13 protein-coding genes are annotated in these 11,759 nt (G+C 71.6%); 6 read left to right on the top strand and 7 right to left on the bottom strand.

Annotated features, from left to right (window positions below; all coding sequences use genetic code 11):
* Positions 1-18 precede the first annotated feature (18 nt).
* From ACWDU4_RS20015 to ACWDU4_RS19985, 7 genes are all read right to left on the bottom strand, one after another.
* Positions 19-417, bottom strand: coding sequence for a PH domain-containing protein (locus tag ACWDU4_RS20015; protein ID WP_450115694.1), 399 nt, complete (start codon positions 415-417; stop codon positions 19-21).
* 51 nt (positions 418-468) lie between these two features.
* On the bottom strand, positions 469-954 hold the full coding sequence (gene ribH, locus ACWDU4_RS20010; protein ID WP_450115662.1) for a 6,7-dimethyl-8-ribityllumazine synthase: 486 nt from the start codon (positions 952-954) through the stop codon (positions 469-471).
* Positions 951-2,204: a bifunctional 3,4-dihydroxy-2-butanone-4-phosphate synthase/GTP cyclohydrolase II gene (locus ACWDU4_RS20005; RefSeq protein ID WP_450115661.1), complete on the bottom strand. Its 1,254-nt coding sequence runs from the start codon at positions 2,202-2,204 to the stop codon at positions 951-953. Before ACWDU4_RS20005 ends, ribH begins: the two co-directional genes overlap by 4 nt.
* Before the next feature lie 138 nt (positions 2,205-2,342).
* Positions 2,343-2,951, bottom strand: coding sequence for a riboflavin synthase (locus ACWDU4_RS20000; protein ID WP_450115660.1), 609 nt, complete (start codon positions 2,949-2,951; stop codon positions 2,343-2,345).
* A 60-nt stretch (positions 2,952-3,011) separates the two neighbouring features.
* Positions 3,012-4,067, bottom strand: a complete 1,056-nt coding sequence (gene ribD / locus ACWDU4_RS19995) for a bifunctional diaminohydroxyphosphoribosylaminopyrimidine deaminase/5-amino-6-(5-phosphoribosylamino)uracil reductase RibD (RefSeq protein WP_450115659.1) — start codon at positions 4,065-4,067, stop codon at positions 3,012-3,014.
* A gap of 1 nt (position 4,068) precedes the next feature.
* On the bottom strand, positions 4,069-4,752 hold the full coding sequence (rpe, locus tag ACWDU4_RS19990; protein ID WP_450115658.1) for a ribulose-phosphate 3-epimerase: 684 nt from the start codon (positions 4,750-4,752) through the stop codon (positions 4,069-4,071).
* Between the two features lie 10 nt (positions 4,753-4,762).
* On the bottom strand, positions 4,763-5,119 hold the full coding sequence (locus ACWDU4_RS19985; RefSeq protein WP_450115657.1) for an MmcQ/YjbR family DNA-binding protein: 357 nt from the start codon (positions 5,117-5,119) through the stop codon (positions 4,763-4,765).
* An 86-nt stretch (positions 5,120-5,205) separates the two neighbouring features.
* Here ACWDU4_RS19985 and ACWDU4_RS19980 point away from each other — a divergent pair, with 86 nt between their 5' ends.
* From ACWDU4_RS19980 to ACWDU4_RS19955, 6 genes are all read left to right on the top strand, one after another.
* Positions 5,206-5,856 (top strand): hypothetical protein, encoded by a 651-nt coding sequence (locus ACWDU4_RS19980; protein WP_450115656.1) that lies wholly within the window; start codon positions 5,206-5,208, stop codon positions 5,854-5,856.
* 172 nt (positions 5,857-6,028) lie between these two features.
* Positions 6,029-7,396 carry a hemolysin family protein gene (locus ACWDU4_RS19975; protein WP_450115655.1) on the top strand — a complete coding sequence of 456 codons (1,368 nt, stop codon included), beginning with the start codon at positions 6,029-6,031 and terminating at the stop codon, positions 7,394-7,396.
* The gene (locus ACWDU4_RS19970; RefSeq protein WP_450115654.1) at positions 7,393-8,409 is read left to right on the top strand and encodes a hemolysin family protein; all 1,017 of its coding nucleotides are present in this window, start codon (positions 7,393-7,395) and stop codon (positions 8,407-8,409) included. The genes ACWDU4_RS19975 and ACWDU4_RS19970 overlap by 4 nt, the downstream gene beginning before the upstream one ends.
* Positions 8,410-8,583: 174 nt before the next feature.
* Complete coding sequence (locus ACWDU4_RS19965; protein ID WP_450115653.1) at positions 8,584-9,942, top strand: hemolysin family protein; 1,359 nt, start codon at positions 8,584-8,586, stop codon at positions 9,940-9,942.
* A gap of 23 nt (positions 9,943-9,965) precedes the next feature.
* Positions 9,966-10,553 (top strand): Chromate resistance protein ChrB, encoded by a 588-nt coding sequence (locus tag ACWDU4_RS19960; RefSeq protein ID WP_450115693.1) that lies wholly within the window; start codon positions 9,966-9,968, stop codon positions 10,551-10,553.
* Positions 10,550-11,734, top strand: a complete 1,185-nt coding sequence (locus tag ACWDU4_RS19955; protein WP_450115652.1) for an MFS transporter — start codon at positions 10,550-10,552, stop codon at positions 11,732-11,734. The genes ACWDU4_RS19960 and ACWDU4_RS19955 overlap by 4 nt, the downstream gene beginning before the upstream one ends.
* Positions 11,735-11,759: the final 25 nt, after the last annotated feature.

The raw sequence follows: 11,759 nt of genomic DNA, 5'->3' as shown, positions 1-11,759 counted from the left end.
CCGCGGCGCACGTCGGGGTCAGCCCCGGTCGTCGGGTGCGTACCTCGCGGCCAGCGTCCGGAACGACCGGACGGCGGAGACTGCGTGCTCGCGGTCGTTGGCCTGGATCGCCATCACCGGGATGTACTCGTCGTCGGGCAGCTCGATCCGCGCCCAGGCGGCCCCGTCAGGGAACGACAGGCCCTGCACCAGGTCCCAGTCCACCCGGCGCTCGCCGAACGCGTTGCGGACCAGGACACCGTCCGCGTTCGCACGCAGCCGCGGCCGGGCGAGCAGCAGAACCAGGCCCGCAAGCAGGACGCCGATGCCGACCATCGCCAACTGGTCGATCAGCCGGAAGTACACCCCGGTCGCGGAACTGCGGAGGAAGATGCCGAGCACGACGAACAGGACCACGCAGGCGGCGGCCACGATCATCGCCGCTCTGGCCGACTTGCGGCAGCGGACGTCGAGGTCCCAGGTGGCCACTCAGTTCCCCGCTCGCTCGCGCAGGTTCTTGAGGGTGACCGCGGTGTCGATCGCCGCGGCGCACGCCTGCCCACCCTTGTCCTCCACGGAGCCGGGCAGCCCGGACCGGTCCCGGGCCTGCTGCTCGTTGTCCGTGGTCAGCACCCCGTTCGCGACGGGGGTTCCCTCGTCGAGCGCGATCCGGGTCAGTCCGTAGGTCACGGCGTCGCACACGTACTCGAAGTGCGGTGTGCCGCCGCGGATCACGACACCCAGCGCCACCACGGCGTCGTGGGTGCGGGCCAGCTGCTGCGCGACGACGGGGAGTTCGATCGCGCCGGCCACCCGGACCAGGGTGACGTCCTCGATCTGCGCCTGCTTCGCCACCCGCTTCGCCCCGGCGATCAGCGCCTCCGAGATCTCGGGGTGCCACGAGCCGGCGACGATTGCGAGCGTGAGGTCCTTCGCCTGGCCCAGCTGCAGGTCGGGCAGTCCCTGTCCGCTCACAGCGCGCCGCCCTGCTCGAACTCGTCGAGGCCGGCCAGGTCGTGGCCCATCCGGTCCCGCTTGGTGCGCAGGTAGGTCAGGTTCTCGGCGTTGGCGCGCAGCGGCATCGGCACCCGCTCGAGGATCTGCAGCCCGTAGCCGTCCAGGCCGACGCGCTTGGCCGGATTGTTGGTCAGCAGCCGCATCGACGTGATGCCGAGGTCGACGAGGATCTGCGCACCGATGCCGTAGTCACGGGCGTCGGCGGGCAGTCCGAGCTCGAGGTTGGCGTCGACGGTGTCGGAGCCGGCGTCCTGCAGCTGGTACGCCTGCAGCTTGTGCATGAGGCCGATGCCGCGGCCCTCGTGCCCGCGCATGTACAGCACCACGCCCCGCCCCTCGGCCGCGACCATCTCGAGCGCGGCGTCGAGCTGCGGGCCGCAGTCGCAGCGCAGCGAACCGAACACGTCACCGGTCAGGCACTCGGAGTGAACCCGGACGAGTACGTCGCCGCCGTCCCCGTCGGGGCCGGCGAGGTCGCCCTTGACCAGGGCCACGTGCTCGACCTCGTCGTAGATGCTCTGGTAGCCGACAGCCTTGAACTCGCCGTGCGGGGTGGGGATCCGCGCCTCGGCGATCCGCACGACGTGCTTCTCGTGCTTGCGGCGCCACGCGATCAGGTCCGCGATGGAGATCAACGCGAGGTTGTGGTCGTCGGCGAAGACGCGCAGCTCGTCGGTCTGGGCCATGTGGCCCTCGTCCTTCTGGCTGACGATCTCGCAGATCACGCCGGCCGGGCGCAGGTCCGCCATCCGGGCCAGGTCGACGGCGGCCTCGGTGTGGCCGGGCCGGCGCAGCACGCCGCCCTCCTTGGCGCGCAGCGGCACGACGTGGCCGGGGCGGGTGAAGTCGCCCGCGCCGGAGTTCGGGTCGGCGAGCAGTCGCATCGTGGCGGCCCGGTCGGACGCCGAGATGCCGGTGCCGATGCCTTCCTTCGCGTCGACCGTGACGGTGTACGCGGTGCCGTGCTTGTCCTGGTTGGACGAGTACATCGGGGGCAGCCCGAGCCGGTCGCAGTCCTCGCCGTCCAGCGGAACACAGAGGTACCCGGAGGTGTAGCGGACCATGAAGGCCACCAGTTCGGGTGTCGCCTTCTCGGCGGCGAAGATGAGGTCGCCCTCGTTCTCGCGGTCCTCGTCGTCGACCACGACGACCGCCTTGCCTGCCGCGATATCGGCGACTGCGCGCTCGATACTGTCGAACCTGGTCACGTCCTGCGCTCCATCATTCTCGAATGCGTCGTGCACCCTTGAGGTGCACCTCAACAGTACGGCCCCCTCCGTGTGAGGCCGTCACCGTGTCCTACCGGGCGGTACCCACCAGGCCTACCGGGCGGTACCCACCAGGCCCTAACGGCCGGCGTTCTGCAGCCGCTCGACGTACTTGGCGATCACGTCGACCTCGAGGTTCACCAGCGTGCCCGGCGTGGCGGTCCCGAGGACCGTCAGCGCGAGCGTGGTCGGGATCAGCGAGATCTCGAACCACTCCCGATCCGCGTCGCCGCCGAGCGCGGACACCGTCAGCGAGACGCCGTCGACGGTGATCGAGCCCTTCTCCACCACGTACCGCGAGATCGAGGCAGGCAGCGAGATCCGCACGACCTCCCAGTTCTCGGACGGCGCGCGGCTGACGATCGATCCGGTGCCGTCGACGTGCCCCTGCACCAGGTGGCCGCCAAGCCGGCTGTTCAGCGCGGCCGCACGCTCGAGGTTCACCTTGCTGCCGACGACCAGGGCGCCGAGGCTCGACCGGTTGAGCGTCTCGGCCATCACGTCGGCGGTGAAGGAGTCGCCGTCGACGACGTCGACGACGGTCAGGCAGACGCCGTTGACCGCGATCGAGTCACCGTGGCCGGCGTCGGAGGTCACCAGTGGGCCACGGACCGTGAAGCGGGCCGCGTCGGCCAGGTCCTCCTTGGCGACGATCTCGCCCAGTTCTTCGACGATGCCGGTGAACACAGTCTCTGTATCTCCTCGTGTGGTGGGTGACGCGTCTTCGATTGTGGGAAGCCGGGATCGTCAGGGACGTTCGGGGCCGTCGGGCCGTTCGGGTCTGTCGGGCCGTTCGGGGCGCAGGGTCAGCAGCAAGTCGGGTCCGAGGGTCTCGACCGACTCGCGTTCGAACCGCAACGCCTGCGCGATGGTGCCGACCCCAGCATCCTCCACGGCCGCGGCGCCCGCACCGAGCAGTACCGGTGAGAGGAATGCCTGAACGCGGTCGACGAGCCCGGCGGCCAGGAACGCCCCGGCCAGTCGCGGACCGCCCTCCAGCAGTACGTCCGGCCGGTCGGTGAGCGCGGCGAGCACCTCGTGCGGGTCGCGGGTGCGCAGCACCAGCGTTTCGGCGGCGTCGTCGAGGATCCGGGCCGAGTGCGGGATCTCGCGTTCGCCCACGACGACCCGGAGCGGTTGCCGCGCCGCGAGGGTGCCGTCCGGTTCCCGGGCGGTCAGCCACGGGTCGTCGGCGAGGACGGTGCCGGTGCCGACGACGATCGCGTCGAGCTTCGCACGGTCGGCGTGCACGCGGGCACGGGCGACCGGCCCGGTTATCCACTGACTGGTTCCGTCGGCGGCGGCGCTGCGGCCGTCGAGGGTGGCCGCGAACTTCCAGGTGACGTGGGCCCGCCCGGTGCGCTGCCGGTGCAGCCACGCGCGCAGCGGCCCGGACGCGACGAGTTCGGCCCCGATTCCCCCGGCCACGTCGACACCGGCGGCACGCAGGGTGGCCGCGCCACCGGAGGCCTGCGGGTTCGGGTCGGCGACGGCGTAGACGACGCGGGCGATCCCGGCCTCGAGCAGCGCGTCCGCGCACGGTCCGGTGCGACCGACGTGGTTGCACGGCTCGAGGGTGACGACCGCGGTGCCGCCGCGGGCGCGGGGACCGGCGGCGCGCAATGCCATCACCTCGGCGTGCGGCCCGCCGACCGGACTGGTCGCACCGACCCCGGCGATCGCACCGTCGGCGTCGAGAATCACAGCACCGACCGGCGGATTCGGGCTGGTGGTCCCGCGCACCCGTTCGGAGGCGTCGACCGCCACCTCCAACGCGGTCAGCTCTTGCGCCGAATCCGGCACGTCACACTGCCAGGGTCAGGTGCGGCGACACCGACGCCGCCTGCGCGCGCAGCTTCCGGACCGCCTCGCCCGGGTCGGCGGCGCCGTAGACGGCGGAGCCTGCGACGAAGCAGTCGACACCCGCCTCGGCGGCGGCCTCGACGGTGTCCGTGTTGATGCCGCCGTCGATCTCGACGATCAGCGTGAGCTCACCGGAGTCGACCAGCCTGCGCACCGCGCGCGCCTTGCTCAGCACCTCCGGGATGAACGACTGGCCGCCGAAGCCGGGCTCGACGCTCATCACCAGCAGCGTGTCGAACTCCTTGAGGATCTCCAGGTACGGCTCGATCGGGGTGCCCGGCTTGACCGACAGGCCGGCCTTCGCGCCCGCGGCGCGGATGTCGCGGGCCACGGCGATCGGGTCGTCGGTGGCCTCGGCGTGGAACGTGACGTTGTGCGCGCCGGCCTCCGCGTACGGCGGCGCCCAGCGGCCCGGGTTCTCGATCATCAGGTGGCAGTCGAGCGGAATGTCGGTGGCCTTGAGCAGCGACTGCACGACCGGCAGTCCAAGCGTCAGGTTGGGCACGAAGTGCGCGTCCATCACGTCGACGTGCAGCCAGTCGGAGCCGGCCACGGCGGCGGCCTCGTCGGCGAGTCGAGCGAAATCGGCGGACAGGATGGACGGAGCGATCATCGGGTGAGCCACACCTGCGAGTTTAGTGGGTGCCCGGATCGTCCTCGCCGCGGCTGGCGCGCAAGCGCTTCGGGGCCTTCAGGCGCCACGATTCGGCGAGTAGCTCCACCAATCGATCGCGGTCGACGATGTCGAGATCGACCAGGATCGCGCCGTGTCCGTCGTAATGCGCGGTGGTGAAGTACGCCGGATCACCGGAGGCCAGCAGCGCCTCCTTCTCGTCGAGTCCGCACATCAGGACCAGTCCGCCCTCCGCCTCCGACCTCAGCCGCGCGAAGCCCTTCCCCGCCACCTTCAGCGCGGGCGTGCGGTACCAGGTGGATTCCTCGACCTCCGGCAGCCGGCTCGCGAGGGCCACCACGTCGTCCCAGGTGTGCATGGAATCGAGTGTGCGCCACCGCGACCCGGCAGGCTTGGACGAACGGGAACCGCGCGCGGCGGGCCCCTCGCGGCTACGCTCGACCGGTGACGCCCGATCGCATCGTCCGCCTGCGGCGTGAGGCGTGGGGATTCGCCATCGGATCGGTCCTGTTCGCGGTCGGGGCGGTGCCGCAGTACGCCGAGGCGGTCGGCCCCGTCCTCACCAACCTCACGTTCTTCGTCGGCGCCGTCTTCTTCACCGTCGCCGCCCTGATCCAGCTCGCCCTCAGCGGCAGACGGGCGCCCCGGCGCCACACGAACCCGGCGGACCGGGCCGACTGGTGGGCGGCGGCCGTCCAGTTCGGCGGCACGCTCTGCTTCAACGTGAGCACGACGGACGCCCTGATCACGGCCGTCGACACCGAGACACGCCTGTCCGACGGCTGGCGACCCGACGCCGTCGGCTCGATCTGCTTCCTGGTCGCCAGCGGCCTCGCGGTCGTCGCCACCAGGGATCGCCACACACTCTGGGACACGCGGGCCCGGACGTGGCACGGCACCTGGCTCAACATGCTCGGATCCGTGTTCTTCGCCTTCTCTGCCGTCGGCGCGTACACGCTTCCCGCGACCGATGACCTCGTCAGCTCGTTCTGGGCGAACCTGGGCACCTTCCTCGGCGCCCTGTGCTTCCTCGCCGCAGCGCTGTTGAGCCGACGCGCGATCCACCCGGGCGCGGTGCGGGCCGCCGTGCCCTGACCGGGCCGCCCCGTCCCCGGCGCCGGCAATTTGGGCGATTTGCCCTATTCTCGGGTGCGCCCTTGTCGCCACCCCTTCAGAGAGAGTTCATGAGACGCGCGTCGCGCAAATACCGAAGACCCGTCCCGCCCCGCACTGATCACGGTGCCGCCCCCACTGCGGCGGTGAGCCCGTGCTGACCGCCCTGAGCATCCTCCTCGGCATCGTGGTCGTCCTGCTGATCACCGCCCTGACCGGCTACTTCGTCGCTCAGGAATTCGCGTTCATGGCCGTGGACCGGTCGCGGCTCAAGGCCCGCGCCGAAGCCGGCGACGCCACCGCCACCCGCGCCCTTGCCGTCACCCGCCGCACCTCGTTCATGCTGTCCGGCGCCCAACTGGGCATCACCGTCACCGGACTGCTCGTCGGTTACGTCGCCGAGCCACTCATCGGGCGCGGACTCGGCGACGCGCTCGGCGGGATCGGCATCCCCACCGCGGTGAGTGTCACGGTCGGCGCCGTCCTGGCGGTGCTGTTCTCCACGATCGTGCAGATGCTCTTCGGTGAACTGTTCCCGAAGAACCTCGCGATCGCCCGCCCGGAACCCGTCGCCGGACGCCTGGCGTTGTCGACGACGATCTACCTCAAGCTGTTCGGCTGGCTGATCCGGCTGTTCGACCAGTCGTCGAACCTGCTGCTGCGGGCCCTGCGGATCGAACCGGTCCACGATGTGGAACATTCGGCGACCCCGCGCGATCTCGAGCACATCGTTGCCGAGTCCCGGGACACGGGAGAGTTGCCGAGAGAGTTGTCGGCGTTGCTCGACCGCGTCCTCGACTTCCCCACCCGCACCGCCGAACACGCGATGATCCCGCGGGCCCGGGTGGACACCGTCCGCGCCGACGACCCGATCGAGACCGTGCTCGCCCGGATGGGTTCGGGTCACACCCGCTACCCGGTGATCGGATCCTCCAGCGACGACCTGCTCGGCGTGATCCACCTGCACGACCTGCTCGGACCGGAACCAGACGGCACCGCCGAGGCCCACATTCGGCCGGCGGTGATCGTGCCCACCACGCTGCCGTTGCCGGACGTGCTCACGCAGCTCACCACCGCGAGGGACGAGATGGCGCTCGTCATCGACGAGTACGGCGGGTTCGCCGGCGTGGTCACCGTCGAGGACATGGCCGAGGAACTGGTCGGGGAGATCTCCGACGAGCACGACCCGGCCCGCGAGGCCAACGCGGTCGAGGCCGTCGACGGCGGCTGGCTGATCCCGGGCGGGGTCCACGTCGACGAGGTCGCGCGCATCCTCGACGAACATCTGCCGGAGGACGACGACTACGAGACCCTCGCCGGTCTCGTCATCGCCGAGTTCGGCGGGCTCCCCCGGGCCGGGGACACGCTGAGCATCCGACTGCCCGTCGACCCGGCCGATCTGGTCGCCGACGAACCGCCCCCGCCGACGTCACTGCACGTCGAGGTGCGGGCCGTGGAGAAGCACGTGCCGTCGTCACTGTTCGTGACCGTCCGCACCGACGGAGAGGAGCCGAGCCGATGAGCAATCCGTGGATCGTCCTGGCGGTCACCGTCACCCTGATCGCGGCGAGCGCGTTCTTCGTCGCGGTCGAGTTCGCGCTCATCGCGGCCCGCAGGCACCGGCTCGAGGACGCGGCCCCGACGAGCCGGTCGGCACGGGCGGCGCTGCGCAGCGCCTCCGAGCTGTCGGTGCTGCTCGCCGGGTCGCAGCTCGGCATCACCGTGTGCACCCTGGCCCTCGGTGCGGTGACCAAACCCGCCGTGCACCACTGGCTCACCCCGCTCTTCGCCGACTGGGGCGCACCCGCGTGGCTGGCCGACGTCGCAGGCTTCGTCCTGGCCCTGCTCATCGTGACCTTCCTGCACCTGGTGGTCGGCGAGATGGCACCGAAGTCGTGGGCCATCGCACACCCGGAGAGGTCCGCGACGATCCTGGCGATCCCGATGCGCGGGTTCATGTGGCTCACCCGGCCCCTGCTGACGTGGCTCAACCGGATGGCGAACCGGCTGCTGGAGAAGGTCGGCGTCGAGCCGGTCGACCAGGTCGGGTCCGGACAGGACCCGGAGGCGCTGCGGCACCTGGTCGAGCACTCCGCGACGGTCGGCACGCTCGACGAGCGGTACCACGGTCACCTCACCAGCGCACTCGAGCTGGAGTCGCTCACCGTCGGCGACATCGTCCGCCCGAACGCGGACCCGAGCAGCGTCGACGGGGATGCCACGGTCGAGGAGATCCGTGCCGTCGCCGACCGCAGCGGGCACCTGCGGCTGCTGGTCCGCGGCGCCGACGCCATCGAGGGCGTGCTGCACGTGCGGGACAGCGTGCGGGCGCCGGCCGGCCTCCGCGCCCGCGACCTGATGCGGCCGGTGCTGGCACTCGACGTCCGGACGCCGGTGTACGAGGCGCTGGCCACGATGCGCGAGACCCGCAGCCACATCGCCGTGGTGCGCGGCGAGGACGATCGGCTGGTCGGCCTGATCACCCTCGCCGACGTCCTCGCCCGCCTGCTGCCGACCAACGGCGTCGCGACCTGACCCGGCCCGTGGCGGCAGGAACGGCCCTCGGGTCGCCCGCCGCCACGGACCTGTCGTGGGCCGCCGCGCCTGCCTAGACTGACCACATACCCGGGATGGTCGGCCGGGGTGTGAGGTGAAAGGCATGGACGGCCACGACAGACCCGGCCGCCCGATTCCCACCGGGTGGATCTCGTGAACGCGGGCACCGCACTCAACGTCGCCCTCGTACTGGCTTTCGTACTGATCGGCGGCGTGTTCGCGGCGACGGAGATCGCGCTGGTGTCGATGCGAGAGAGCCAGCTCCAGGCGTTGTCCCGGCGCGGCCGCCGCGGTGCCCGGACCGCCCGTCTCGCCCGCAATCCCAACCGGTTCCTGTCCGCGGTGCAGATCGGCGTCACCGTGGCCGGGTTCTTCTCGGCGGCGTACGGAGCCTCCACGATCGCCCCCGATCTCGCACCCACCCTGCGGGACTGGGGTCTGCCGGGCGAGGCGGCCGATGCGGCGGCCCTGATCGGAACCACGCTGGTGGTCGCGTACCTGTCGCTGGTCCTGGGCGAGCTGGTGCCGAAACGCATTGCGCTGCAACGATCGACTGGTGTCGCACTCGCCACCGGGCCGCCCCTGGATCGGTTCGCCACCCTGGTGCGACCGGTCATCTGGCTGCTGTCCGGCACGACCGACCTCCTTGTCCGGATGCTCGGCGGCGACCCGGCCCGCAAGTCGGAGGACGTCACACCCGAGGAATTGCGCGAACTCGTCACCGGCCACCGCGCACTGCCCGAGGAACAACGCCGCGTGCTGTCGGAGGTGTTCGACGCCGGCGAACGTTCCCTCACCGAGGTGATGCGGCCGCGCACGGACGTCGACTGCCTGGAGGCGGACACCACGGTCGACGACGCCCGCGAACAGGCGATCACACTCGGACACAGCCGGTTTCCGGTCGTCGTCGGCGGTTCGCTCGACGACGTCGTCGGCTTCGTCCACGTCCGCGACCTGCTGCGCGCCGATCCCGGCCGCGGGTCCATCGTCGCCGACCTGTGCCGGCCGCTGCTCCAGTTCCCCGGCAGCAAGCGGGCGCTGGCCGCACTCGCCGAGATGCGCCGGGACCACGAGCAGATGGTCCTCGTCATCGACGAGTACGGAGGCGCCGCGGGCATCGCGACGCTCGAGGACATCGTCGAGGAGGTCGTCGGCGAGATCGGTGACGAGTTCGACCGCACATCGCCCGCCGTCCCCGACGCCGCCGGGCAGCACAGCCACACCGTCGACGGCCTGCTCGTCGTCGCCGACTTCGAGAAGAGCACCGGCATCCGCCTGCCGCCCGGACCGTACGACACGGCGGGCGGCTTCCTGCTGCACCGGTTGCAGCGCCTCCCCCGGGTGGGCGACGAGGTGACCGTTGCGGGCCACCGGCTGACCGTGAGCGAGCTCGACGGCCATCGCATCGCCCGGATCCACGTCGCCGCGCCCGGTCGTCCACCGGCGCAGACGCGCGGCTCCCTGCGTCACCGCGATCCGCGCGAGCAGGACTCGACACAGAAGAAGATGTAACGCCTGCTACTTTTCCCTGTGTGATGGAATCCGAAACGTCGCGGTCGCGATGGATGGTGCTGATGGTGAAGCTGGCGGCACAGCCGTCGCGGCACCGTGTCGCGGTGTGGCGTGAACTACGCAAGGTCGGCGCCCTGTCCCTGGGGCAGGGCGTCTGGGCGGTGCCCGACGTGCCGGTGTTCGCGCCCGGACTCACGCGGGCGCGGGAACTCACCGATCGGGCCGGCGGCGAGACCGTGATGCTGCGGGCCTCGGGTGTCACGGACGACGACGGCGACCGATTCGAGGCGATGTTCACCGCGGCACGCGAGGACGACTGGTCGGAGTTCCTGGCCGACTGCGGGAAGTACGAAGCGGAGCTGGACAAGGAGATCCGCACGGCCAAGTTCACGCTCGCCGAGCTCGACGAGGAGGAGCAGAGCCTCGACCGCCTGCGCCGCTGGCATCGCGACATCAAGGCCAGGGACGTGTTCGGCGCACCGAGCGCCGCCACCGCCACCGAACGACTGCGGGTGTGCACCGAGCGACTCCAGGACTACACCGAGCGCGTGTTCGAGGCGCTCCACGGCGCCGATTCGGCGACCACCGACGGGGACGAGGCGCGGGCATGAACGCACCGCAGACGGCCGCGACGCGGTCGCAGCTGTGGCCGCTGTACGCGGCGGGGTTCACCACCGCGTTCGGAGCGCACTCGGTGGCAGCCAGCCTCGGGTCGGAGGGCAGCGACCTGCACACGTCGCTGCTGTACCTGGGCCTGCTGCTGGCCCTGTACGACGGCGCCGAAGTCGTGCTCAAGCCGGTGTTCGGCACGCTCGCGGACCGGATCGGGGCACGGCCGGTGATGATCGGCGGCCTGATCGCGTTCGCGGTGTGTTCGGCGGTGTTCGTGGCCGCCGACGACACCGCCTGGCTGTGGGTCACGCGACTGGGGCAGGGTGCGGCCGCGTCGGCGTTCTCCCCCGCCGCAGGCGCGCTGGTCGCGCGGCTGAATCCGAGCGCGTCGCACGGCCGCGCGTTCGGGAGCTACGGCTTCTACAAGAGCCTCGGTTACACCCTCGGCCCTCTGCTCGGCGGTGTGATCGTCTGGCTCGGCGGGCTGCCCGCACTGTTCGTCGTGCTCACCGTCATCGCCGCCGCGACCGCGGTGTGGGCGACGCTCGCGGTCCCGACGGTGCCGCCGCTGCCCAAGCCGCGCCAGACGCTGCTCGGGTTGGCGCGCCGTCTGAGCGACCGGACGTTCCTCGGACCGACGACCGCACTCGCCGCGGCAACCGCCGCCCTCTCGGTGGGCGTCGGCTTCCTGCCGGTGTCCGGCGCCGCCGCCGGACTCGGCCCCGTCGCCACGGGTGCCGCGGTTTCGGTGCTCGCCGCCACCGCGGCGGTCGTGCAGCCCCGCGTCGGGCGTGCCCTCGACGCCGGACGCTTCTCGGCCTCGGCGGGGATGACCACCGGAATGGTGATCACCGCCGTGGGTCTGGCATTCGCGATGGTCCCCGGCCTGGCCGGGGTGCTGCTCGCCGCGGTCGGGATCGGTGTGGGCACCGGGGTGATCACACCGCTCGGGTTCGCCGCGCTCGCGTCGTCGACCCCGCCGGAACGCATCGGCCAGACGATGGGCGCCGCGGAGCTCGGACGCGAACTCGGCGACGCCGGCGGCCCGCTGCTGGTGGCCGGCGTCGCGGCGGCCGCAACCCTCACGGCGGGCTTCGCCGCGCTCGCGGCGGTCGTGGCGGCGCTGACGGCGACCGGGCTGCGACGCGGCGCACGCAGCACCGTGGACCGGTCACGGTAGCGACCCCGCCAGCCGTCGGGTCGTC

The sequence above is a fragment of the Rhodococcus sp. NPDC003348 genome, from assembly GCF_053589375.1.
This window is presented reverse-complemented; position numbering and strand designations above follow the sequence as displayed.